This window comes from Cupriavidus sp. 01T418 (assembly GCF_056398885.1).
The window spans coordinates 1-24,316 of the sequence record NZ_JBFTQG010000047.1 but is presented as its reverse complement, the minus strand read 5'-3'; the positions used below and the strand labels follow the sequence as shown (position 1 = coordinate 24,316).

General features: G+C 64.6%; 18 protein-coding genes and 2 tRNA genes. 10 read left to right on the top strand and 10 right to left on the bottom strand.

Features of this window, described 5'->3' with window-relative positions; genetic code table 11:
* Nucleotides 1-1,635 (top strand): NAD(P)H-hydrate dehydratase, encoded by a 1,635-nt coding sequence (locus AC1DQ3_RS30050; protein WP_477123765.1) that lies wholly within the window; start codon nucleotides 1-3, stop codon nucleotides 1,633-1,635.
* A 284-nt stretch (nucleotides 1,636-1,919) separates the two neighbouring features.
* Complete coding sequence (gene pgi / locus AC1DQ3_RS30045) at nucleotides 1,920-3,548, top strand: glucose-6-phosphate isomerase (protein ID WP_477123764.1); 1,629 nt, start codon at nucleotides 1,920-1,922, stop codon at nucleotides 3,546-3,548.
* A gap of 11 nt (nucleotides 3,549-3,559) precedes the next feature.
* Here the strand turns inward: pgi and AC1DQ3_RS30040 are convergent, their stop codons facing one another.
* Nucleotides 3,560-4,258, bottom strand: a complete 699-nt coding sequence (locus AC1DQ3_RS30040) for an ABC transporter ATP-binding protein (RefSeq protein WP_477123763.1) — start codon at nucleotides 4,256-4,258, stop codon at nucleotides 3,560-3,562.
* On the opposite strand from AC1DQ3_RS30040, the gene AC1DQ3_RS30035 reads away from it, so the two are divergent.
* Nucleotides 4,257-4,928: an arylesterase gene (locus AC1DQ3_RS30035; protein WP_477123762.1), complete on the top strand. Its 672-nt coding sequence runs from the start codon at nucleotides 4,257-4,259 to the stop codon at nucleotides 4,926-4,928. The genes AC1DQ3_RS30040 and AC1DQ3_RS30035 overlap by 2 nt on opposite strands.
* Nucleotides 4,929-5,033: 105 nt before the next feature.
* On the opposite strand, the gene AC1DQ3_RS30030 is transcribed toward AC1DQ3_RS30035, so the two are convergent.
* The 8 genes from AC1DQ3_RS30030 to mnmC all read right to left on the bottom strand — a co-directional run bounded on the left by AC1DQ3_RS30030 (nucleotide 5,034) and on the right by mnmC (nucleotide 16,269).
* Entirely contained in the window at nucleotides 5,034-6,986 is a 1,953-nt protein-coding gene (locus tag AC1DQ3_RS30030) for a SurA N-terminal domain-containing protein (protein ID WP_477123761.1), read from the bottom strand.
* Between the two features lie 242 nt (nucleotides 6,987-7,228).
* A tRNA-Asp gene (locus tag AC1DQ3_RS30025) sits at nucleotides 7,229-7,305 on the bottom strand.
* Nucleotides 7,306-7,362: 57 nt separating this feature from the next.
* Nucleotides 7,363-7,438: transfer RNA gene (locus tag AC1DQ3_RS30020), tRNA-Val, on the bottom strand.
* 283 nt (nucleotides 7,439-7,721) lie between these two features.
* On the bottom strand, nucleotides 7,722-10,133 hold the full coding sequence (gene lon, locus AC1DQ3_RS30015) for an endopeptidase La (protein WP_477123794.1): 2,412 nt from the start codon (nucleotides 10,131-10,133) through the stop codon (nucleotides 7,722-7,724).
* 249 nt (nucleotides 10,134-10,382) lie between these two features.
* Nucleotides 10,383-11,657, bottom strand: coding sequence for an ATP-dependent Clp protease ATP-binding subunit ClpX (gene clpX / locus AC1DQ3_RS30010; RefSeq protein ID WP_043345921.1), 1,275 nt, complete (start codon nucleotides 11,655-11,657; stop codon nucleotides 10,383-10,385).
* A gap of 253 nt (nucleotides 11,658-11,910) precedes the next feature.
* The gene (clpP, locus tag AC1DQ3_RS30005; protein ID WP_477123760.1) at nucleotides 11,911-12,561 is read right to left on the bottom strand and encodes an ATP-dependent Clp endopeptidase proteolytic subunit ClpP; all 651 of its coding nucleotides are present in this window, start codon (nucleotides 12,559-12,561) and stop codon (nucleotides 11,911-11,913) included.
* A gap of 73 nt (nucleotides 12,562-12,634) precedes the next feature.
* Nucleotides 12,635-13,996 (bottom strand): trigger factor, encoded by a 1,362-nt coding sequence (gene tig, locus AC1DQ3_RS30000; protein WP_477123759.1) that lies wholly within the window; start codon nucleotides 13,994-13,996, stop codon nucleotides 12,635-12,637.
* Nucleotides 13,997-14,223: 227 nt separating this feature from the next.
* On the bottom strand, nucleotides 14,224-16,269 hold the full coding sequence (gene mnmC / locus AC1DQ3_RS29995) for a bifunctional tRNA (5-methylaminomethyl-2-thiouridine)(34)-methyltransferase MnmC2/FAD-dependent 5-carboxymethylaminomethyl-2-thiouridine(34) oxidoreductase MnmC1 (protein WP_477123758.1): 2,046 nt from the start codon (nucleotides 16,267-16,269) through the stop codon (nucleotides 14,224-14,226).
* Nucleotides 16,270-16,444: 175 nt separating this feature from the next.
* Here mnmC and AC1DQ3_RS29990 point away from each other — a divergent pair, with 175 nt between their 5' ends.
* The gene (locus AC1DQ3_RS29990; protein WP_477123757.1) at nucleotides 16,445-17,302 is read left to right on the top strand and encodes a 23S rRNA (adenine(2030)-N(6))-methyltransferase RlmJ; all 858 of its coding nucleotides are present in this window, start codon (nucleotides 16,445-16,447) and stop codon (nucleotides 17,300-17,302) included.
* A gap of 163 nt (nucleotides 17,303-17,465) precedes the next feature.
* A complete protein-coding gene (locus AC1DQ3_RS29985; protein ID WP_477123756.1) occupies nucleotides 17,466-18,137 on the top strand; it encodes an SOS response-associated peptidase in 672 nt (223 codons plus the stop codon).
* Nucleotides 18,138-18,168: 31 nt separating this feature from the next.
* On the opposite strand, the gene AC1DQ3_RS29980 is transcribed toward AC1DQ3_RS29985, so the two are convergent.
* On the bottom strand, nucleotides 18,169-18,420 hold the full coding sequence (locus tag AC1DQ3_RS29980) for a DUF1488 family protein (RefSeq protein WP_477123755.1): 252 nt from the start codon (nucleotides 18,418-18,420) through the stop codon (nucleotides 18,169-18,171).
* A 418-nt stretch (nucleotides 18,421-18,838) separates the two neighbouring features.
* Between AC1DQ3_RS29980 and AC1DQ3_RS29975 the strand changes: the two genes are divergently transcribed.
* The 5 genes from AC1DQ3_RS29975 to AC1DQ3_RS29955 all read left to right on the top strand — a co-directional run bounded on the left by AC1DQ3_RS29975 (nucleotide 18,839) and on the right by AC1DQ3_RS29955 (nucleotide 23,714).
* Nucleotides 18,839-19,330 (top strand): hypothetical protein, encoded by a 492-nt coding sequence (locus tag AC1DQ3_RS29975; RefSeq protein WP_477123754.1) that lies wholly within the window; start codon nucleotides 18,839-18,841, stop codon nucleotides 19,328-19,330.
* Between the two features lie 219 nt (nucleotides 19,331-19,549).
* Nucleotides 19,550-20,713: a DNA polymerase IV gene (dinB, locus tag AC1DQ3_RS29970; protein WP_477123753.1), complete on the top strand. Its 1,164-nt coding sequence runs from the start codon at nucleotides 19,550-19,552 to the stop codon at nucleotides 20,711-20,713.
* 243 nt (nucleotides 20,714-20,956) lie between these two features.
* Nucleotides 20,957-22,660, top strand: coding sequence for a sensor domain-containing diguanylate cyclase (locus AC1DQ3_RS29965; protein WP_477123752.1), 1,704 nt, complete (start codon nucleotides 20,957-20,959; stop codon nucleotides 22,658-22,660).
* A 264-nt stretch (nucleotides 22,661-22,924) separates the two neighbouring features.
* Nucleotides 22,925-23,305, top strand: a complete 381-nt coding sequence (locus AC1DQ3_RS29960; RefSeq protein WP_477123751.1) for a helix-turn-helix domain-containing protein — start codon at nucleotides 22,925-22,927, stop codon at nucleotides 23,303-23,305.
* 220 nt (nucleotides 23,306-23,525) lie between these two features.
* Nucleotides 23,526-23,714: a hypothetical protein gene (locus tag AC1DQ3_RS29955; RefSeq protein ID WP_477123750.1), complete on the top strand. Its 189-nt coding sequence runs from the start codon at nucleotides 23,526-23,528 to the stop codon at nucleotides 23,712-23,714.
* Nucleotides 23,715-24,316 lie beyond the last annotated feature (602 nt).

Below are 24,316 nucleotides of genomic sequence, written 5' to 3'. Positions count from 1 at the left end.
ATGCAAGCCCCTGCCCCGATCTCTCCCACCCACGCTGCAGCCGCTGCGCTGCCCACCGACGCGTGGCTGCCCCTGGACGCGGCCAGCGCCAGCGAGATCCCGCTCCACGACGTGGCGGCAATCCGCCATATCGAGGCCAGCGCCATGGCCAGCCTGCCCGCTTTCGAGCTGATGACGCGGGCGGGCAACGCCGCGGCCGCCTGGCTGGCGCGCCACGCGCCAACTGGCCCGTTGCTGCTGCTGGCCGGGCCAGGCAATAACGGCGGCGATGCGCTGGTGGCCGCCACCCGGCTGCACCAGGCTGGGCGCCAGGTCCAGGTATGGCTGACCGCCGAGCCCGATCGCCTGCCCGCCGACGCAGGCCGAGCCTGGCTCGAAGCGCGCTCGGCGGGCGTGACGCTGCGCGCCGTTCCTGAATCCGCATGCCATGGCACCCTGCCTGCCATCCCCGGGGAAACCTGCGCACTGGTCGACGGACTGCTGGGCATTGGCTTGAACCGCGCCGCGGACGGCTTCATGGCGCAGTGGATCGCGCATCTTGCGGACTCTGGCCTGCCTGTGTTCGCGCTCGATATCCCGAGCGGGCTGTTCGCAGACACCGGCGCCGGCGCCCCGGCCGTGCGCGCCTGCCGCACGCTGACCTTCATTGCCGCCAAGCCCGGCCTGCTGACGCTCGACGGCCGCGATTGCGCAGGCCAAGTCGATATCGCCCCGCTGGGCCTGCTTTACCCGCCAGCCGTGCCGGCCTGCGCCACGGTCAACGTCCCGGCCTCGTTCGCTGCGGCACTGCCCGCGCGCCGCCATGCCGCCAACAAAGGCACGTTCGGCTCGCTCGCGGTGATCGGTGGCGGTATCGGCATGACCGGCGCACCGCTGCTCGGCGCGCGCGCCGCGCAGCACCTGGGCGCCGGACGCGTGCACATCGCCTTCCTGGCGCAGCCCGCGCCGCTGCTCGACCCTGTGCATCCGGAACTGATGCTGCATCCGATCGCGGAGATCCAGCTGTCCACCATGTCCGCGCTGGTGATCGGCCCGGGCATGGGCACCGGTACGGCTGCACGCCAGCAACTCGAGCGACTGCTGCAAGGCGGCGCCACCACCACCGAGCCGCCGGCCCTCGTACTGGACGCCGACGCGCTGAACCTGCTCGCCTCGGACCCCGCGCTCGCCGCCATGCTGGCGCGCAGCCCGCAGGTGCGCGTGATGACGCCCCACCCGCTCGAAGCCGCGCGCCTGGCCGGCACCGGCGTGGCGGAAATCCAGCGCGACCGCCTGGCGGCGGCGCGCTTGCTGGCCACGCAATGGCAGGCTGTGATCGTGCTCAAAGGCTCCGGCACGGTGATCGCGGCGCCACCGGACGCCGGCGGCAACGTAGCGCTGTCAGTCAACCCCACCGGCAACGCCGGGCTGGCGACCGCCGGCACCGGCGATGTGCTGGCCGGCATGATCGGCGCCCTGCTCGCCCAGGGCATGCCGGCGTTGCAGGCGGCACAGGCCGCGGTCTGGCTGCACGGGCGCGCCGCCGACCACCTGGTGGCGCACGGCGCGGGCCCCGCCGGCCTCACCGCCAGCGAGCTCTACGCACCGATGCGCCGCCTGTTCAATGCATTGCTGCGGGATCCGCGCAACGCATGACCAAGGCTACCGATAGCGATTGCCCGCCGGCCAAGGGGGTTAATGTCGGATCACCGCCGTTAGCCGGCGGGGATGCGCCCTGCCATTGTTTCAGTTTGTGACACTAATGCCTTGTTTTACAGCCATAACCTGGATTCATCGCAAAAAGTGCGCGTTATACTGGAGACGCGCCCCGACGACTGGGCCAGGCCGGCCAAGCGGCCTGCCCCGGGACTAACAAGAATTGGCTGAACCCCTGGATCAGAACGGTACGTCCGCACTGTCCTTCAAGGAATTCCGCACGCATGCCCACAGATCTCCACGCCTGGCACTCTCTCCTGCAACAACACGACGCCATTCGCGACACGCCAATGCGCGAGTGGTTCGCCGACGGCGCCGCGCACCAGCGCGTCGAGCAGTTCTCGCTGGAAGCGGCAGGCCTGTATCTCGACTACTCGAAAAACCGCATCACGCCGCAGACCATGGCGCTGCTGATGCAACTGGCGGACGAAGCCGGCGTACCAAAGCACCGGGATGCCATGTTCGCAGGCGACCATATCAATGCGACCGAGGACCGCGCGGTCCTGCACATTGCCCTGCGCGCCGGCCCCGACGCCACATTCAAGGTCGACGGCAAGCCGGTGATGCCGGCCATCCACGCCGTGCTGGACCGCATGCGGGTGTTCTCGGAGCGCGTGCGCAGCGGCGACTGGACCGGGGCCACCGGCAAGCGCATCACCGATGTCATCAATATCGGTATCGGCGGCTCGGACCTCGGCCCGCGCATGGTTTGCCGCGCGCTATCCCATCTGGCCGGCAATGGGCCGCGCCTGCATTTCGTCTCGAATGTGGACGGCACCGAACTGGCCGAAACCCTGGACCGGCTCGACCCGGAGCAGACCCTGGTGATCGTCTGCTCCAAGACCTTCACCACGCTGGAGACCATGGCCAACGCCTGTAGCGCGCGCCAGTGGTTCCTGGACCGGGGCGTGGCCCAGGGCCAGCTGGCCAGCCATTTTGCCGCCGTGTCGACCAACGTGGAGGCGGTGCGCACCTTCGGCATCGACCCGGCGCATATGTTCGAATTCTGGGACTGGATCGGCGGACGCTTCTCGCTGTGGTCCTCGGTCGGGCTGTCGATTGCGCTGGCGGTGGGCTTCGACGCCTTCGCCGGCCTGCTGGCCGGCGGCCGCGCCATGGACGAGCATTTCAGCAGTGCGCCGCTGGGGCGGAATATGCCGGTGGTGCTGGGCATGCTCGGCATCTGGTACCGCAACTTCTTCGGCATGCCGACCAGTTGCATGGCGCCCTATTCGACCTCGCTCGAATTGTTTCCCGCGTTCCTGCAGCAACTGGAAATGGAGAGCAACGGCAAATCGATCCAGCTCGACGGCCGCCACGTGCGCGCCCATACCGCGCCGGTGGTCTGGGGTTCCGCCGGCACCAATGGCCAGCACGCCTATTTCCAGCTGATCCACCAGGGCTCGCAGATCGTGCCCGTGGATTTCGTGGCGCCGCTGCGCCCCCCGCGCGTATTGCCCGGCCATCATGCAAAGCTGCTTGCCAATTGCTTTGCCCAGGCCGAAGCGCTCATGCGCGGGCGCACCGCCGAGGAACTGCGCGCCGGCGGCCTGAGCGACGAGATCCGCATCGCCCATATGGTGTTCGAGGGCAACCGGCCAAGCAATATGCTGCTGATGGAGGACGTCACGCCGCATGCGCTCGGCGCGCTGATCGCGCTCTACGAGCACCGCACCTTCGTGCAGGGCGTGGTGTGGAACATCAATTCATTCGACCAGTGGGGCGTGGAGCTTGGCAAGATCCTGGCCAAGCCGATCGAATGCGAACTCACTGGCGAGACGAACACAGCTGCGCACGATGCCTCCACCAGCGCCCTGATTGCGCGGGCGCGCGCGGCACTCGGCAGCGCCTGACGGGCCGGTTCTTACACCGGGGCCGTCATCCATTCGTCGCTGGCGACGCGGCCGGCCTCGATGGTCAGGATGCGCCCGCAGCGGGCCGCCACCGAGCGGTCGTGCGTGACCAGCACCAAGGTAGATCCGGCATCGCGATTGAGCTCGAACATCAACGCAATCACGGCCTCGCCGGTGGCCGTGTCGAGGCTGCCGGTCGGCTCGTCGGCAAAGAGGATATCGGGACGCGCCACAAAGGCGCGCGCCAGCGCCACGCGCTGCTGCTCGCCGCCGGAGAGGGTGCGCGGATAGTGGGAGAGACGCCCGCCCAGACCTACCCGCGCGAGCATATCGGCCGCGCGCGCACGTACGCCCGCGGTCTCTCCGCGCAGCTCCAGCGGCAGCATCACGTTCTCCAGGGCGCTCAGGTGCCCGACCAGCTGGAAGGACTGGAACACAAAGCCCACGTGGCGCCCGCGCTGCGCCGCGCGCTGGTCTTCGTCGAGCTGGAACAGGTCCTGCCCGTTGAGCCTGACGGTGCCCGTGGTGGGCAGGTCCAGCCCCGCCAGCAAGCCAAGCAGGGTCGACTTGCCCGAGCCGGATGCGCCGACAATGGCCAGCGTTTCGCCGCGCATGACGGAAAACGTGACGTCATGCAAAATCGTCAGCGAACCCGTCGTGTCGGCCACGGTCTTTCCTAATGACTCGACTGCAAGAATGGATGAAGACATGAGCAAGAAGTTCTGGTGCGGTTGGCGAAAGCTGGCGCTGGCGGTATGCATGACCACGCTGCTGCCCGCGACGGCGTCAATGGCGCGTGCGGCAACGCCCACCATCCTGGTGCTGGGCGACAGCCTGTCCGCGGAGTATGGCATCGCGCGCGATGCGGGCTGGGTCAAGCTGCTGGAGACGCGGCTGCGCGAGGAGCGTTTCGATTATAACGTCGTGAACGCCAGCATCAGCGGCGAGACCACGGTGGGCGGCAAGACGCGCCTGCCGGACCTGATGGTACGGCATCACCCCGCGGTGGTGATCGTCGAGCTTGGCGCCAACGATGCCTTGCGCGGCCTGCCGCTGCAGACCACCGAGGCCAACCTGCGCAACATCGTCGCCAGCGCGCAGCAGGCCAAGGCAGGCGTGCTGCTGGTGGGGATGCGCATCCCGCCCAATTACGGGCAGGACTACACCGAGCGATTTTTCTCGCTGTATCCCAAGCTGGCCGGCGAGTACAAGGTCCGGCTGGTGCCCTTCCTGCTGGAGCACGTCGTCACCAAGCCGCAGTGGTTCCAGGCGGATCGCATGCATCCCACGGCGCAGGCGCAGGGGACGTTGCTGGAAACCGTGTGGCCGCAGCTCAAGCCCTTGCTCAAGGCGCCGGGGAACAAGACGGCTGCCCGCTAGCTGCTCGCGGCACGCTGGTTGCCGGGGGCCGGCGCACCACCGGGTTGCTCCCCTCTCCCCCTGGGCCCCCTGAGGGGGCCTTTCTCTTTCTGGCTATGGCCGGCGTTACTGCGCGCCAGCGCTGCTGGCAGCGCCTGCTTCCGTCGTGGCAGCAGGCTTGAGCAGTTTCACCTTGGCATGGTCCTTCAGACTCTCGTAGAAGGCCTCCAGCTGGCTCTGGCCAACCATCTGCGCCAATTGCTGGGCCTCGCCCTGGCGTCGCGCGGTATCGGCCTGCGCAGGAGGCTGGCTGACCTTGCCGATGCGATAGATGGCATAGCCGTCGGCGCCAAGGTCCACGCCCACGAAGGCGGGCAGCTTGGTGGTGTCGGCCCGCATCACGGCTTCGGCTGCCTTCGGCGGCAGGCCATCGGCCTTGGCGCGCGAGACCGTCACCGGCGCGCCAAAGCCGTCGGCGCCGCCGCTCTTCTTCAGTGCCTCGAGACGTTCCGTACCCGCCTTGGCGGTGAGCTCGGCGGCCCGCCGGGCGATATAGCCTTCGCGCACCTTGGCCTGCACGTCTTCAAACTTGCGCAAGGCGGCCGGGCGGTAGTCGACGATACGTGCCGCCACCAGCGTGGTCGGGCCAACCTGCACCGCTTCGGTATTGCGCTTGTTCTTGACGGAGTCGTCGCTGAACAGGGCCTTGAGCAGCTTCTCGTTGTTGAGCGGGTTTTGCGCGCCCAGCGCCGGGTTCGGCTGGCGGGTCACGTTGTCGGCGCTCTGGATCGTCAGCTTGAACTTGTCCGCAGCCGGCTTGAGGCTGTCGGACTGCTCGTAGACCGTGTTACCGAACGCGTCGGCCAGTTCCGTGTACTTCTTGGCGGCAAGCTGCTTGCGCAGTTCGGCTTCCAGCTCGGTACGGACCTGGTCGAGCGGCTTGGTCTCGGCCGGCTTGATGCCGGTGAGCTTGATGATGTGGTAGCCGTAGTCGGTTTCGACCACATCGCTGATCTGGCCGTCCTTGAGCGCGTACATCGCATCTTCGAACGGTTTGACCAGTGCGCCGCGGCCCATGAAGCCGAGGTCGCCGCCCTTCTCCGCCGAGCCCGGATCCTGCGATTGCTTGCGGGCCACGTCGGCAAACGTTTCGGGATGCTTGCGCAGTTCCTCGAGCAGCTTGGTGGCCTTTTCCTTGGCGGCCTGGCGATCCGCCGCCGGGGCATCCTTGGGCGAGCCGATCAGGATATGGCTGGCGCGGCGTTGCTCGTCGGTCCGGAAGCGCGCGATATTGCTGTCGTAGTAAGACTTGAGTTCTTCGGGTGTGACCGGCGTCGAAGCCGCCAGCGCGTCGGCCGACAGCACCAGGTATTCGACCTTGGCCTGCTCGGGCACCGCGAACTCGGCCTTGTGGCTGTCGTAATAGGCCTTCAGCGCGGCTTCGTCCGGGTTCACCTTGGCGGCGAATTCGGCCGGCTTGAGCTGCAGCGCCTGCACGTCACGTTGCTGGTCGCGAATGGCGATCAGGCGGTCGAGCAGCGACTTCGGCACAAAGGCGGTCGTCGCGATGGCGTTGCCGAGCTGCTGGGTGGCGAGATCGAAACGCATGCGCGCATCGAACTGCTCCGGCGTCATGCCTTGCTGGGCGAGCAGATCGACGTAGGCCTTGTCGTCGATGGTGCCGTCCTTCTTCTTCGGCAACTGGGCGATGGCGGGAATGGTGCTGATGGTTTCCAACAGGCGTTCGTTGGAGACCGTGAGATGCTTGTTGGCTACCTCATTGGCCACCACGCGCTGCAGGATCAACTGGTCGAGCACCTGCTGGCGCGCCTGCGCGCCTTCGAACTGGCGCGGGTCGTAGCTGGTGCCGAGCATCTGGCGCATGCGCTCGCTCTGGTCACGCACCACGTTATCCACTTCCTGGGCCGTGATAGCGCGGCCATCGACCTTGGCTAGATCGTGCGAGCTGTCCATGAAACGCGAGTAGCTCTCCACGCCGAAGAATACGAACGACGGGAAGACAAGCACCAGCAGCAGCAAAAGCATCAAGCGCCGGTTGTTGCGTACGAAATCAAGCATGCTGACTCAGGAAAAGGGTTGGTAACGGCAAACCCCGGGATTCTATCAGGAGCGGCAGGCTTCACGCGATTTGCCGCGCCCGCGGCGCTACTGGCGAACCGGATATGCCCCTGCCGCGCAAGTAGCCCGGGATCCCGCACAGCGGACCATGAGTGCAGGAAGCGGGGGGAAGGGATAAGGGGATACAGGAGACGCAAAAAGCAAAACGGGCCGCTAAGGGCCCGTTTTGCTGACTGCATGTCTGGCGGAGTGGACGGGACTCGAACCCGCGACCCCCGGCGTGACAGGCCGGTATTCTAACCAACTGAACTACCACTCCTGATTGGGTGCTACAGGATGCACCTTGTGTGTCTGGCTTGTCTTGCGGCAGGAGCGATGGTGGGTGCTGAGGGGCTCGAACCCCCGACCTACGCCTTGTAAGGGCGCCGCTCTACCAACTGAGCTAAGCACCCGCTCGTACCGCAGCCGCACTGCATGCTGCAAGCATCGCCGCGCACATATCAGAGTAATTACTGCTGTTTGCGTTGCGAGGGCGCAAGTGTAATACAGCCTTTGGCGTTTTGCCAAGTTTTCTTCGCAGCCATTCCCAACGGCCGGAAAAAGCACCCGTGCGGCACCAGCGCGCGCAGCATGTACTGCCCGAAGTGACGCGCAATGGAAAAACGCCGCGGGGGACATCCGCGGCGTTTTTCACATGCTGCCAAAGGGCTGCCAAAGGCGGCAGCATCGGCAACGTCAGTGATGAATCATCTCGACCGGAGCAGCTCCCTTGTCTGCCACATCGGCAGGCTTGGCCACTTCTTCCGGCAGCGCCTCTGGCTTGCGTTCGAGTGCGAGTTCCAGGACCTTGTCGATCCAGCGCACCGGGACGATCTCGATGGCGTTCTTGACGTTGTCCGGGATCTCCGCGAGATCCTTCACGTTTTCCTCGGGGATCAGCACCAGCTTGATACCGCCGCGATGCGCCGCGAGCAGTTTCTCCTTGAGGCCGCCGATCGGCAGGACTTCGCCGCGCAGCGTGATCTCACCGGTCATGGCCACGTCAGCGCGCACCGGGATGCCCGTGAGCACCGACACCAGCGCCGTGGTCATCGCCCCGCCGGCCGAAGGACCATCCTTGGGGGTGGCGCCTTCAGGCACGTGGATGTGGATGTCGCGCTTCTCGAACATCTCGTCCGCAATACCCAGGCGACGTGCCCGCGAGCGCACCACCGAACGCGCTGCCTCGACCGATTCCTTCATCACGTCGCCCAGCGAACCGGTACGGGTGATGTTGCCCTTGCCCGGCATGATCGCGGCTTCGATGGTCAGCAGATCGCCACCCACCTCCGTCCACGCCAGCCCGGTCACCTGGCCTACCTGGTTTTCCTTGCCGGCCAGGCCGAAGTCGTACTTGCGCACGCCAAGGAACTTGTCCAGGTTGTCCGAGGATACCTTGACCGTGCCCGTTTCCTTCTTGAGCAGCAGCAGCTTCACCACCTTGCGGGCGATCTTCGACACTTCACGCTCGAGCGAGCGGACGCCCGCTTCACGCGTGTAGTAGCGAATGATGTCACGCAGGGCATCTTCGCTCACTTCCATCTCGCCTGCCTTCAGACCATTGTTCTTGATCTGCTTGGGCAGCAGGTAGCGCTGGGCGATGTTGACCTTCTCTTCCTCGGTGTAGCCCGACAGGCGGATCACTTCCATCCGGTCCAGCAGCGGAGGCGGAATGTTGAGCGAGTTGGAGGTCGCCACGAACATCACATCGGACAGGTCGAAATCGACCTCGATGTAATGGTCCTGGAACGTGTGGTTCTGCTCCGGGTCCAGCACTTCGAGCAATGCCGACGAAGGATCGCCGCGGAAATCCATGCCCATCTTGTCGATCTCGTCGAGCAGGAAGAGCGGATTGCGCACGCCGACCTTGGCCAGGCTTTGCAGGATCTTGCCGGGCATCGAGCCGATGTACGTACGGCGGTGGCCGCGAATCTCGGCCTCGTCGCGCACGCCACCCAGTGCCATGCGCACGAACTTGCGGTTCGTGGCACGCGCTACCGACTGGCCCAGCGAGGTCTTGCCCACGCCGGGAGGACCGACCAGGCACAGGATCGGCGCCTTCACCTTGTCCACGCGCTGTTGCACTGCGAGGTACTCGAGAATGCGTTCCTTGACCTTCTCCAGGCCATAGTGGTCTTCATCCAGCACGCGCTCGGCATTGGTAAGGTCATTGTTGACCTTGCTCTTCTTGCGCCACGGCAGGTTGACCAGCGTGTCGATGTAGTTGCGCACGACGGTGGCTTCGGCCGACATCGGCGACATCAGCTTGAGCTTCTTGAATTCGGCGTCGGCCTTCTTCTTGGCTTCCTTCGGCATGCGCGCAGCCTTGATGCGCTTGTCGAGTTCTTCCAGGTCGGCGCCCTCTTCGCCCTCGCCCAGTTCCTTCTGGATGGCCTTGACCTGCTCGTTCAGGTAGTACTCGCGCTGGCTCTTCTCCATCTGGCGCTTGACGCGGCCACGGATGCGCTTTTCCACCTGCAGGATGTCGATCTCGCCTTCGAGCTGCGACAGCAGGCTTTCCAGGCGTTCGGTGACGTTCACCATCTCCAGGATCTTCTGCTTCTGCTCGAGCTTGATCGGCAAATGCGCGGCGATGGTGTCGGCCAGGCGACCCGGCTCGTCGATGCCCGACAGCGAAGTCAGGATCTCGGGCGGGATCTTCTTGTTCAGCTTCACGTACTGGTCGAACTGCGACACGATGGCGCGGCGCAGCGCCTCCGTCTCGGCGGTCTCGACCGGGCCTGGCGGCACGGGAACGGCTTCGCACATGAAGTGCGATTCATCTTCGCTCACTTCGCGGATATTCGCGCGCTGCGTGCCTTCCACCAGCACCTTGACGGTGCCGTCGGGCAGCTTGAGCATCTGCAGGATGTTGGCGATGCAGCCTACCTCGTAGAGGTCGTCGGCGGTCGGTTCATCCTTGGCCGCCGTCTTCTGGGCTACAAGCATGATGCTTTTGCCCGACTCCATCGCAGTTTCCAGCGCCTTGATGGACTTCGGACGTCCCACGAATAGTGGGATCACCATGTGCGGAAACACCACCACGTCGCGCAGCGGCAACAGTGGCAAGCGAATCGGCTCAGCCGGGAGGAGTTGTGTTCCGGACATCATTTTCCCCAGTCAGTCATTTAGGCGTAAATTGGGTCTCATGAATCGATTACAAGACAAGCTTTGCGCGCGATTCAATGCCAGTTGCAAAATGCTGCTCCCCGCACTTGCAAGACCCGTCCAAACAGCATACCCCCGTTTCCTCCCCTTCGTTTTACGAAAATGAAGAAAAAAAGCCGCTCGCTTATCGCGAACGGCCTTTTAGGACTCGCTGCCGGCCCGAGATCGTCACAAGCGCCGGCGCTCGCGTCAGTTCGAACCAGCCACCTTGGGCTGTTCCTCATACATCAGCAACGGCGGAGCGTCCCCAGTGATGGTGTTCTCGTCGATCACCACCTTTTGCACGCCCTTGTAGTTGGGCAAGTCATACATCACGTCCATCAGCGACTGTTCGAGTATCGAGCGCAGGCCACGCGCGCCGGTCTTGCGACGGATGGCCTTGCGCGCAATCGCGGACAGCGCGGCCGGTCGGATTTCCAGCTCCACGCCTTCCATCGCCAGCAGCTTCTGGTATTGCTTGATCAGCGCGTTCTTCGGCTCGACCAGGATCTGCATCAGCGCAGCCTCGTCCAGCTTGGCCAGCGTCGCCACCACCGGCAGGCGGCCGATCAGTTCGGGAATCAGGCCGAACTTGATCAGGTCTTCCGGCTCGACTTGCGGCAGGACCTCGCTGGCCTCGCGCTCTTCCTTGCTCTGCACCTGCGCGGCGAAACCGATACCGGTCTTGTCCGAACGCTGCATGATGACCTTCTCCAGGCCATCAAACGCGCCACCGCAGATAAACAGGATGTTGGTGGTATCCACCTGCAGGAAGTCCTGGTTCGGGTGCTTGCGGCCGCCTTGCGGAGGCACCGAAGCCATCGTGCCTTCGACCAGCTTGAGCAGGGCCTGCTGCACGCCCTCGCCCGAGACGTCGCGGGTGATGGACGGGTTGTCCGACTTGCGCGAGATCTTGTCGATCTCATCGATGTAGACGATGCCGCGCTGTGCCTTTTCCACCTCGTAGTTGCAGTTCTGCAGCAACTTCTGGATGATGTTTTCCACGTCCTCGCCGACATAGCCGGCTTCGGTCAGCGTGGTGGCATCGGCGATCACGAACGGCACGTTCAGCAGGCGCGCCAGCGTTTGCGCCAGCAGCGTCTTGCCCGAGCCGGTGGGCCCGATCAGCAGGATGTTGCTCTTGGACAACTCGACGTCGTCCTTCTTGCCGAGGTGCTTCAGGCGCTTGTAGTGGTTGTACACCGCTACGGCCAGGATCTTCTTGGCCTGCTCCTGCCCGATCACGTACTGATCCAGGCTTTCGCGGATCTCGTGGGGGGTGGGGAGATCGGACTTGGCCGTGGCGCCCGCATCCTTGTCGGATGCGGCTGCCTCGTCGCGGATGATCTCGTTGCACAGGTCGATGCATTCGTCGCAAATGAACACCGACGGGCCGGCGATCAGCTTCTTTACCTCGTGCTGGCTCTTGCCGCAGAACGAGCAGTAAAGGAGCTTTTCGCTGGATGAACCTTTTTTATCCGCCATAGGAATCAGTCACATTAGCAGTGTGCGTGCCGCAGTGCCGGAGCGCTGCGGGGATACGCTTCAAACGCATCATACGCCAAAAAAAATTTGGCGCGGCGGGTGGGACCCCCACGCTGTGGGGCAAAAGCAAAAACGAGGCGCAAGGCCTCGTTTCTGTATAGCCTTCTTCATTCCGGCCAGCCCACGGCACCCGAAGGGCCATCGACCGGCACCCGCCCGGCCAGCCAGCCATGCTGGCAGCCGGGCCGGCATATCAGCTGCGGCGGGCGAGGACCTTGTCGATCAGGCCGTAGTCCATCGCCTGGTCGCCGCTCATGAAGTTGTCGCGATCGGTATCGCGGGCAATCTTCTCGACCGGCTGGCCAGTCACTTCGGACAGGATGGCGTTGAGCCGCTCGCGCAGGTACAGGATCTCGCGGGCCTGGATCTCGATGTCCGAGGCCTGGCCGCGCGCGCCGCCCAGCGGCTGGTGGATCATGATGCGCGAGTTCGGCAGCGCCGAACGCTTGCCCTTGGCGCCAGCTGCCAGCAGGAATGCACCCATGCTGGCTGCCATGCCCATGCAAAGCGTGGCCACGTCCGGCTTGACGAATTGCATGGTGTCGTAGATGGCGAGGCCAGCCGAAACCGAGCCACCCGGCGAGTTGATGTACAGCGAAATATCCTTGTCGGGATTTTCGCTTTCCAGGAACAGCAACTGGGCAACCACCAGGTTGGCGGTCTGGTCGTTGACTTCGCCGACCATGAAAATCAAACGCTCCTTCAACAGGCGCGAATAGATGTCATAGGCGCGCTCGCCCCGACCGGACTGCTCAACCACCATCGGCACCAGCCCCAATCCCTGCGTTTCCAGGGCGGAGGCCTGCGTGGTGGCCAGACGGTCAAGCAAATCATTGCGGGTCATGCAAGTTCTCCTGGAGTTCGGTAAGAGACAAGGCTGCGGCCGGCGCGCCACGCGCCCCGGCCACGGGCCAGGCTCAGCCCAGCTGAGGCTGGTTGTTGCCTTCGGCAGTCAGTTCCTCGAAGGACACCGTCTTGTCGGTGACCTTGGCCTTGTCGCACACGAAATTTACCACGTTGTTTTCCAGTACGTAGGCTTCCATCTCGGCCAGGCGCTGTTGGTCGCCGTAGTACCAGCGCATGACTTCCTTCGGGTCTTCGTAGCTCTTGGCGAAGTCCTCGATCTCGGCCTTGACCTGGTCCGCCTTGGCGTCCAGGCCGTGGGCCTTGACGACCTCGGCCAGGATCAGGCCCAGCTTGACGCGGCGCTCGGCCTGCTGGGTGAACATTTCGGCCGGGATGGGCATGTCCTTCGCGTTCGGCATGCCGCGTTGTTCCAGGTCGCGGCGAGCCATTTCCACCAGGCGCTCCTGGTCTTGCTCGATCAGGGTCTTCGGCACTTCCAGCTCGCTGGCCTTGAGCAGCGCGTCCATGACCTGGTCCTTCAGCATGGCGTGCGTGCGGCGCTTGACTTCGCGCTCCAGGTTCTCGCGGATGTCGGCGCGCATCTTCTCGACGCTGCCGTCGGGGATACCCAGCGACTTGGCGAACTCGTCATTCACTTCCGGCAGGTGCGCCCACTCGATCTTCTTCAGCGTGACGGTGAACTCGGCGGTCTTGCCGGCCACTTCCTTGCCGTGGTAGTCCTCGGGGAATGCCAGCGGGAAGGTCTTGTTTTCGCCAACCTTCAGGCCCATGGCAGCTTGCTCGAACTCGGGCAGCATGCGGCCTTCGCCCAGCACGAAGGCGAAATCGTCGGCCTTGCCGCCCGGGAATTCCACGCCGTCGATCTTGCCGATAAAGTCCAGGGTCACGCGGTCGCCGTTCTGGGCAGCCACTTCACCGCCGCCGTCGCCGTGTTCGCCGGCTTCGCCGCGGGTGTGGTAGTGCACGCGCTGCTTGCGCAGGATGTCGATGGTCTTGTCGACCTCGGCATCGGTGATTTCGGTCTTGGTGCGGGTCACTTCGGCGCCAGCCAGGTCGCCCAGCTTGACTTCCGGATAGACTTCGAAAGTCGCGTCGATGGCCACTTCGTCTTCGCTCACGCCGTCGGTCTTGACCTCGAACTTGGGCTGGCCGGCAACCTTGACGTCCTGTTCCTTGGTGATGTCGAAGAACTTGCGTGCAGCCTTGTCGAAGCGGACTTCGAACTCGACTTGCTGGCCGTACTGCTTCTCGACCATCTTCATCGGTACCTTGCCGGGACGGAAACCGGACATCTTCACCGTCTTCGACAGGCGAACCAGACGTTCCAGCTTTTCCTTTTCGACTTCGGCCTTGGGAATGGCCAGGGTCACCTTGCGGTCCAGTTTGCCAAGGTTTTCAATGACATTCGACATGGTCGTTGATCCAATCCAGAAATGTTGTTGTGTTCGTAAGCGCACCCCGCTCGCGTGCCCGACAAGACACAGGCAAAGCGACGGCAAATGCCGATGCCCGGTACGCGGGCTCTCTCGAAAACCGCAGGTACGCGCGGAAAACCGACGAACCCGGAGCATCCGGGCGAAGGCCCACGCAAACGGAAAACGGGGATTATCGCACGGTTTTAATTAGGTTCCGGCAGTTTTTAGCCGGTAACTGGCTCCGAAGGCGCACTTGCGCCTTCAGACTCGCTTGCTACCTGCCCTTGCCGCAAGGCACGCACCAGCAGTCGCGCGGGATCGATGGCCTCGGCCAGTTCGAGTTCGAGCGGCAACGGCTCCCCTTCGATCTGGCTGGCCAGCAATTCCGCCCCCAATGCGGCCCATGTGAGGCCGCGCGAGCCATATGCAAGTGCCGCGTAGAGCCCGGGAAGACGAGGGATATCCCTAAGGCGCGCGCCACGCAGCGCGGCGGCGCCGTGCGCGGCCTGGGCCTCGTCGGCAATGCGGCCGATCAGCGGCAGGCGATTGTGCGACACGCTGCGCACACCAACGTAGCCGCTCAACACCGCCGGGTCCAGCCCGGCAGCCTTGGCGGCCAGGTCCGGCAGCAGCTGGCCCAGCCTGGCAAGATTCTCCGCGTGCACTTCGGTGCGCTCGGCCAGTTCGGCCAGTTCGCCCTGCCCGCCGGCGGCTGGCTCATAGCTGGAGCCGACCCGGGCGCTACCGTCGTCGGCCCGCGGCAACAGGTAGCCGGAGCCGGTCACCACGCAGTCCGGCCAGGCGCCCAGCTGCGCCACTTGCGCGGCCTCGAGCGTGGTCAGCTGGCCGCGCACGCGGTCGATCGTCATATGGTGCAGCGGCAGCAGGCGCAGCGCTTCGTGGGCGTTGGCGAGGACCATGACCGGTGCCTGAGCCATCACGCCGCCGTCCTCGTCCAGGGCCTGCCAGCCGTCGGCGGTACGTGCCAGTCGCGCCACCCGGCTGCCAAAGCGTGCCGTCACTGCCGTCCCGGCCTGCGCCAGTTGCGCGCGGCAGATGTCCGGCGGCGGTGCCCAGCCGCCCTGCCCGAACCAGAGCCCGCCATGGGAAACGGCGGCGCCATGCAGGCTCGCCGCCTCCTCAGGCGGCATCCAGCGCGCGAACGTCTCGGGAAAGCCCAGCGCGGCCAGTGCCGCCTGCTGGATGCGCGCGTCCTCCATGTCCGCGCCGATCTGCAAAACGCCGCAACCCTTCCAGCCCGGCGCATGCCCCGCCGCGGCCAATGCCGCCCAGGTCCGCAGCGAGAACAGATTCCCGGCGCGCGACAGGCGCGACAGGAGGCTGTCGTCCGACGACAGATGCGGATGCATGGCGGCGGCGCGGTGCGCCGATGTCAGCCGCGCAGGCCCCTCGTGCGCATCGAACAGCGTCACGCGCCAGCCGCGCGCGGCCAGGCGCTCCGTGACCGCGCAGCCGGCCAGCCCGGCACCGATCACGATGGCGTGGCGCTCGGGCCAGCCGGCGGCGGCTGGCGGGGGATGCCGGCGCTCGCCGCGCGCCGCGGGAAAGCGCGCCACCGTCATGTGCCACGTGCTGCAGTAGCCGGTCGCCCGCTTCACTTCGAAACCGGCCGCCTGCAAGCCGCGCAGGAAGAATCCGGCCGCCGCATGCGTCGCCAGCGTGGCCTCCGGACGCGCCAGCCGGGCCAGCCGCTTCATCAGCGGCGGCTGCCACATATCGGGATTGCGGTCGGGCGCAAAGCCGTCCAGGTAGAACGCGTCGACACCCAGCACCAGCCTCGGCAGCATGGTATCGATATCGCCGAACGCAAGCGTCAGCACGACCGCCCCATTCTCGAACTCCAGCCGGTGCAGTCCGGGCACGACAGGCGGCCATGCCTGGCGCAATTGCTCGGCCAGCGGCGCCAGTTCGGCCAGGCCGGGCAGATTGGCGTGGACGGCGGCGAGGCCCTCGCTCGTAAACGGATGCTTCTCCACCGACACAAAGTGCAGCCGCCGGCAACGCGCGGGATCGGCCCGCCATGCCTGCCAGGTCGCCATGAAATTCAGCCCGAGGCCAAACCCGGCCTCCAGGATCACGAACTGGTCGCGCCCGTCCCAAGCCTGCGGCAGCCCGTTGCCCGCCAGGAAGACGTGCCGGGCCTGCTCCAGCGCGCTCTCGTCACTGTGGTAGACATCCTGGTAGCGCGACGAATACGGCGGGCCCGAGGCGGCGAAGGCGGGCTCGGCGAGTTCCAAGGCGTGGGGCATGGACGAAGGGCTGGACAAAGGGCGAGGGGGACGGGAGAACTTCGGGCAGGAAAGGCGTCGGGGCAGGAATATGGCAGGCGCCCCAGGGTGCGCCAAAGCCCGTCGATGGTAGCATAGCGCCCTGTGCCGCCGGCCCGTCCAGGCCGGCACCGCCACGCCCTCTGCCCGCCTCGCCATGCTCAGCTACCGTCACGCCTTCCACGCCGGCAACCACGCCGATGTTCTCAAACACGCCATCGTGGTCCAGTTGCTGGAGCAGTTGAGCCAGAAAGACAAGCCATTCTGGTATATCGACACGCATGCCGGCGCCGGCCTTTATGCGCTCGACCATGCCTACGCGCAAAAGAAAGGCGAGTACGAAACCGGCATCGCCCGGCTGTGGCAGGCCGCCGCCGCCAAGCGTCCCATGCCGACCCTGGTCGAAGACTACCTGGAACAGGTGCGCACCCTCAACCCGGACGGCAACCTGAAGCACTACCCAGGTTCGCCCTGGCTCGCCTGGCAAATGCTGCGTGATGCCGACCGCCTGCGCCTGTTCGAGCTGCACAGCACGGAAATCCAGGTGCTGCGGGAAAATTTCCGCGGCGCCGGCCGCCGCGTCATGCTGTACGACGGCGATGGCTTCACCGGGATCAACGCCATCCTGCCGCCGCCGCCGCGCCGCGCGCTGGTGCTGATCGATCCCTCCTACGAAGATAAGCAGGACTACGGCCGTGTGGTGCGCACCCTGCAGGATGGCCTGCAGCGTTTTGCCACCGGTATGTACGCCATCTGGTATCCGGAGGTCCAGCGCCGCGAATCGGTGCAGTTGCCGGTGCAACTGAAGAAATTGCCGCTCAAGAGCTGGCTGCACGTCAGCCTGCGCGTCAAGCACCCGGTCTCGGGCGGACTGGGCCTGCACGGCAGCGGCATGTTCATCGTCAACCCGCCGTGGCGGCTGAAGGAAACCCTGGAGGCGGCCATGCCCGCCCTGGTGACGATGCTGCGCCAGGATGACGGCGCTGGCTTCACGCTGGAAGCGCACGAAAGCTGAACCTGGTGCCGCTCCCGCGCAGGAGCGGCGCCGTGACACGGCAATCGATGACGGCAGGCACCGCGCCGGTAGGACAAGAATCACTTTGGTCCTGCCCGCCCATCCGCCATACTGGATATTCCCATATTCCCCTTTACATGCCGCATCGGCATGGAGGCAAGCCATGTGCGTCAACTACGCACCCGTGCAGGCCGCCGTTCTGCGCGACGTCTTCGGCGTGACCTGTCCGACGCAGGAATGGCCGCCCGAGACGTGGCCTGACTATGCGGCGCCGCTACTGGTAGCGGACCACGAGGGGCAGCGGCAATGCCTGGTCGGCACCTTTGGCATGGTCCCCAGGAAGCGCATTCCGCCCGGCGTGGCGAAGTTCGACACCACGAACGCGCGCTCGGAATCGGTCGGCGAGAAACGGGCGTTCTCGGCGGCGTGGAAGCAGGGACAGCTATGCCTTGCACCGGCCTCGTGCTTCTATGAGCCAGACTACGCAACCGGCAAGGCGGTACGCTGGCGGATCTGGCTCAAGGATGACGAGCCGATGGCCATCGCCTGCCTGTGGCGGGCATGGCCGGGCGAAGGCGGCCAGGACGTCTTCAGCTTCACCATGCTGACCATCAATTCGGAGCACCACGCTTTGATGCAGCGCTTCCATGCGCCCGGCAAGGAGAAACGGATGATCGTGATCGTGCCGGCCACGGAGTGGGACGATTGGCTGAACTGCAGGAATACGGCACTGGCGCGCAGCTTCCTGCGCCCCTATGCCGTGGAGAAGATGGCCGCGGAGCCTGCTCCCCTGCCGCCGCGACCGGCGCCGGGATCGTCACAGGCGGCGGCCTGAGCGCACTGCGCTGCCCCGGAACGCACAGCGTTCAGGAAATCTGGTACCGGTTCTGCCGGCTGCGGGAATACAGATCCCGCGCGAGTTCCAGGATGTGATCGCGGTGGCGGTCGAATGCGTCCAGCACGGCGGGCTCGTCAGGACGCAGCTCAGGACTGAGGGTGGAGAGCACCGCGCGGTCTACCTCGAAGGCGATTTCACGCGAGTTGTCGTAGCCCCAGAAACATACGCAATGCCTGGCTGGGTCGTAACTCCGGCTGGGATTGGGAAAGTTGAGTGCCATCCCTGCATCCTAATCCGATTCGGGAGCCTCCGTACGGTATGGAGGGTCCGGCTGTCCTATTTAGACCGGATTCAAGCGTTGGCCCCTCTGAAAGTCTGGAAAAGAGCGCTTTATCCCGGCCTGGCATGGCGCCGGCTGCGGGTCAGCCGCCAATGACAGCACATTTGCCTACCCAGACATTCAGCGACATATGCATCGGGAACACCAGATCTAAGCAACTTCTACTTGGCCCGCGAACGGCGACACCGTAGGATTCCCAACACATCGGCACGAGGCATGCCAGCCAACGCATGCGCAACGAGGCCGCATCGACACAGCAGGCCCGCCAACGCGGCGCGGCCGCCGTGGCCCCGGACAGGACCGTCTGCCACAAGGTCGGCCGCCGGAAATCAATACTAGGCAAGGGTCAAAGGGTCATATGAAGAGTTTTAGCGGGGCCAGCAACGCTTGGGCGGCAGAAACCGAGGCGACGGACAAGGGAATCTGGAAAAACACGATTGCCGCCGCCAGCCATGCGCTCGAAACCGTCACACTGATCGAGCATGGCGTAGGCATGACACTGAAGCTGCAGCGCAAGATACGCACGCTGCGCGAGCGGTTGCGCACGACGCAAGCCGAACTCGACCGCTACCGTGACCTGCACGCCCACGCCATGGCGGCGTTGCGCCAGACCGAAGTCGCCGGGCCCGAGGACACGGGGCGGCTACGGGCGGACAGCGAAGCCCTGCAGATGCGGCATCGTGCCTATAAGCTGCTGGTCGAGCACTATGCGCGCGCCGGCATCCCCATCGACCGTGCTGTGTTTGCCAGGCAGCGCCGCCGGGTCCTCCAGCACCTCCTGTTCCAGCATGGCCGGGGGGTGGCCGTGGCGAAGATCCGCGTCGACGACATTGCGTTCCTGCTGCCCTGAACGACGGGCGACGTCGAGCGGCGGATAGCGGGGCGGATATCGGGGCGGATAGCGCGATGACGGCCATCACGTGCATCGCCGGCAGGCGCGCGCGGCCGCCGCGGGGATTCTTCTTGTAGAATTCGGTAGACTGTACATGCATACAGTAACCGAGGCGACCCGCCACCGAGTGCATTCTCGCGGCCGGTGCACGTCGTCACCCCCCGTTTCGCTGGCACCATGTCATCTGCACCCCGCCGCATTGCCCATCTGGATATGGACGCGTTCTACGCGTCCGTCGAGCTGTTGCGGTATCCGGAACTGCGCGGCAAGCCCGTCGTGATCGGCGGCGGGCGGAATGCGGGGCCCGAGACGCTGGCAGACGGAAGCCGGCGTTTCGCGCGCCTGCGCGACTATGCGGGGCGCGGTGTCGTCACCACCTCCACATACGAAGCGCGCGCGCTTGGCGTGTTTTCCGCCATGGGCATGATGAAGGCAGCGCAACTCGCCCCCGACGCCATCCTGCTGCCGACCGATTTCGATTCCTACCGGCACTACTCCCGGCTCTTCAAGGCAGCCGTCGGCACGTTCACGACCCAGGTCGAAGACCGCGGCATCGACGAAATCTATATCGACCTGAGCGATGTGCCGGGCGAGCCCGCCGAGATTGGCGCCCGCATCAAGCAAGCGGTCCGCGAAGCCACGGGACTCAGCTGCTCCATCTGCATTGCGCCCAACAAGCTCCTCGCCAAGATTGGCTCCGAGCTCGACAAGCCCGACGGGCTCACCCTGCTGACGCCCGAGGACGTGCCCCTGCGCATCTGGCCGCTGCCGGTGCGCAAGGTCAACGGGATCGGCCCGAAGGCTACGGAAAAACTCGCCGCGCTTGGCATCGCCACGGTTGGAAACCTGGCCAGCGCGGACCTCGGCCTGCTGCAGGCCCATTTTGGCCGCAGCTATTCCGCATGGCTCGCCGAGATCGCGCAAGGCCACGATGAACGCCCCGTCGTCATCAGCTCCGAGCCAAAGTCGATGAGCCGCGAAACCACGTTCGAGCGCGACCTGCACCCCCGGCATGATCGCCAGGCCCTCGGCGAAGTCTTTACCGGCCTGTGCCAACGCCTGGCCGAAGACTTGCGCCGCAAGGGCTACGTTGGCCGCACCATCGGCGTCAAGCTGCGCTATGACGACTTCCATACCGTCACGCGCGACCTCAGCATGCCCGTCCCAACCGCGGACGCCACCTTGTTGCGGCGCGCCGCGACGGAATGCGTCAAGCGTGTTCCGCTGAATCGGAAAATACGGCTGCTGGGTGTACGAGTGAGTGCGCTGACACTGGCGGGCGACGTGGAGCATGCCTCGCTGCCGGTCCAGGGAGAGTTGCCTTTCGCCGACGGCGAATAAAAGGTCCCGGCCTGCAATCAGGCCGTCTGATAGTATGGGCACGGGTCTCGTGGTCCAGGTACCCGCGAACAGCAGTGCTGGCGTTCAATCAACACCTTCCGGCTAATGTCATCTGACCTGGATATGCTGGCTCCTACCTACGCTGAAACCGCAATCGATCGGATCGACGCCGCAAGGCCGCTTCACCGTCCGCAGGCGGTACAGCAAGACCGCTTTGACGGACTGGCGCGCCTGGCGCGACGAATGTTCGGCGTTCCCATCGCGCTCGTCAGCGTGGCTGAGGCCGAACGGAACCCGAGCCAGGGCGCGTATCTGGACGCTCTGTCAGGCGAGCATGTCATGCTGGGAGACGAACTGCTGATCGTGCCCGACGCCGCCACCGACCCGCGTTTCCGCAACGAGCCGATCGTCATCGACGGCTTGCGGATGGCCTTCTGCGCGGCGTGTCCGTTGACGAATTCGCACAAACGCCAGATTGGCCTGCTCTGCCTGTTCGATGTCAGCCCGCGCGACCTCGACGATGCCGAACGCGCGCTCTTGCGCGATCTTGCGTCTATGGCGATGGCCATCATCGAACGCGATAGCGCCGCATACAAACTGGCGGATGACGCGAAGGCGCGGCTCGATAACGAAAGAAGACTGGCGCTGGCCATCGCGGGCAGCGGCACCGGGATCTGGGACCGGGATATCCAGACGGGTGAGATTCACTACTCGCCCGGCTGGAAAGCGATCATCGGCTACGCGGAGTCCGAAATCACCAACCGGATCGAAGAGAGCTATACGCGCGTCCATCCCGACGACCTGGCCTACGTCAAGGCAACGATGGAAGCCCACTTCAATCAAGAAACGCCAAGCTATGCGGTGGAGCACAGGATCCGCTGCAAGGACGGCAGCTACAAGTGGATATCGAGCCGCGGCAAAGTCGTCAGCCGCGACGCCGATGGCAAGCCGCTGCGCATGATCGGTACCACGGCCGATATCACGGCCATGCGCGCCCTGTCGGAAAAGCTCCAGCAAACGGTCGACCTGATCACCAGCCTGACCGACGAAGTCCCCGGCCTGGTGTACCAGCATCGATTGCAGCCAGGCGGAGCATCGTACCTCTCCTACGCCAGCGCGGGGATCGCGGATATCTACGAACTCGCTCCCGCACAGGTAGCAGTCAGCACATCCCCCATCGACGCCGTCATTCATCCCGATGATCTCGGAGCCTACCGCGCTTCGCTCAATGCATCGGCGGCCAGCCTGACCCCGTGGCATCTCGAATACCGCGTCATATTGCCCCGGCAGGGATTGCGCTGGCGGCAAGGGGACGCCCGGCCCCGGCGCCTGGCGGACGGCGGCACGCTGTGGCACGGATTTATCACCGACGTGACCGAGCGCAAGCGCATAGAGGGGGAGCTGCAGGAATTCGCGACCATTGATTTCCTGACGCAGCTACCCAATCGCCGGTATTTCGTCGTGCGGATCGAGGAGGCGCTGGCGCAGATCCGGCGCACCGGCGGACGCCCCGCTGCCGTCCTGACATTCGACCTCGATCACTTCAAAGCCATCAACGACACCTGGGGCCACGCGATGGGCGACCACGCGCTCAGGCACTTCGCAGCCCTGCTGCGCAAAGCACTGCAGGAAAACGATCTGGCGGGCCGCATTGGCGGCGAGGAATTCGCAGTCGTGCTGCCTGATGCGGACCTTGCCGCGGCAATCCGCTTTGCCCAGAGAATCCAGCAGGACATTATGGAGACGGCGCTGCTGGCGGGCGAGCAACGTATTGCCCTGACGGTCAGCGTTGGCATTGCCCTCATGCATGCGACCGATGCCTGCGCGGATTTGTCGCTCTTCCGCAGCGACAAGGCGCTCTACCGTGCCAAAGCGGGCGGACGCAATCGTATCGAGTGTGATGTCCACGATGGCATGAGCGCGGCCATAAGCAATGGCATAAGTTGACCAGACAGTACGCGAGCCTGTCTTGCGTCCTTGCCATATCTACGTACCCGGCAAACATATTTCGCAATTCGGTTAGCGCATGGCTAACATGGAAATGCACGCCATCGCGTTCAGCAATATGCAGCGAAGGCTCCGAGGCCCTGGTCAGGAACGCTGCGATCGGCAACCGCGCCGGGATCCTGCCCGCGACTGGCGAGTGCGGTATCGGATCCAGCACGGCGGATCCTGATCGTCGTGCCTCGTGCTCCTCCGGAGGTGCCAACCATGATCAAGACGCAATTCATCGAACGCGACGGCCACCCCGAGTTCGCGGTGGTACCCATCGAGGTATGGGAGCGCATCAAGCACAGGGCCGAAGAGTGCGACGATTCCGCCCTGCTCGGCCATGCCGAGGCGCGCAATGACGGCTTTCGGATTCCCGCCGCCATATTGGATGCCGAACTCGCCGGCGACAACCCGGTCAAGGCCTGGCGGGAGTACCGCCGGATGACCCAGGATGCGCTGGCCACGGCGGCAGGCCTGAGCAAACCCTATCTCAGCCAGATTGAGAACCGCAAGCGCGATGGCAGCGTGGAGGTGTTTCAAAGCTTGGCGGAGGCGCTGCATGTGCCACTGGATGTGTTGGTGGAGCGGGAGGGGAAATAAATCGAACCGCGCTGCGCAATCCTGTCGGAGGTGGGTGCCTCAAAAGCGACCCGCCGGTTCACTGTCGTCGTTCGTTCCAGGCGCCGCGGGCGCCTGGGACCACTCCCGAACTCTGTAGCCTCGTCAGCAGACTGTCATAAAACAGACCTATGGTTAGTGTTCGTCCCCTTCGCATTCCCAATGCGGCAGGGATTTCTTGGGTCACTTACCGGAGGCATTCATGGCAGTCAGGCTCAGGTGCTGGTCCGAAGACGGCGAGGAAGTCATCGACGTGCCGCGGTTTCAGCTAATCTCAACGTTCGCACCACATACGACATCCCCACCACCAAAACAGGTGGTAGAAGCCAAAGAAGAAGCCACCAAGTGGACGATGCCAGACGACCCGGATCGCTTTGGCGACTTCGCGTAGCAGGTACGCCTGGACGACATATTCAAAAAGCCCGCGAGGCATGAACCTGGCGGGCTTCGGGCGCCACGCATGCGCGTGCGCCGGAGAGGCGCGCTACGCGCCACGGAAAGTGATCGGGCGGTTATAGCGGTAGAGGCCTCGATATAACCAAATGAACCCGGTGAATATTACCTGTTCAGTTTGCTCGACCGGCTCCCTGGGTCTTACACCAGTCCTTCTGATGGAAGACATATTCGACGAAATTCCGTGAGTACATATCCCGTGACTCTGCAAGCCGATCACATAGAAAGACACTATCCTTGAAGCTATTTCCAATCGTATTTTCCCAACTCAGCCAATCATCGCCGCTTTCACCTTTTAGTGCCTGGATCCGCGATCTTTGGGCCCAAATCAGCTGGAAAAAATCCAGGTAATAGTCCGCCGCAGCCGAAGCTGCTACTGGGGTTTTCTTGCCGGCGTTGTTGCATTAATCGAATCTGAAGGCAAAGTGGCTCCCGTGATCCAAAAATCAGGCGATGCGGACGGAATTCGGGCGTGCGAGAACCGCCATGCGGTTAAGCACGCCTACGCGGATCGCTACTTCTGTCGCTTGCGAGCCGATG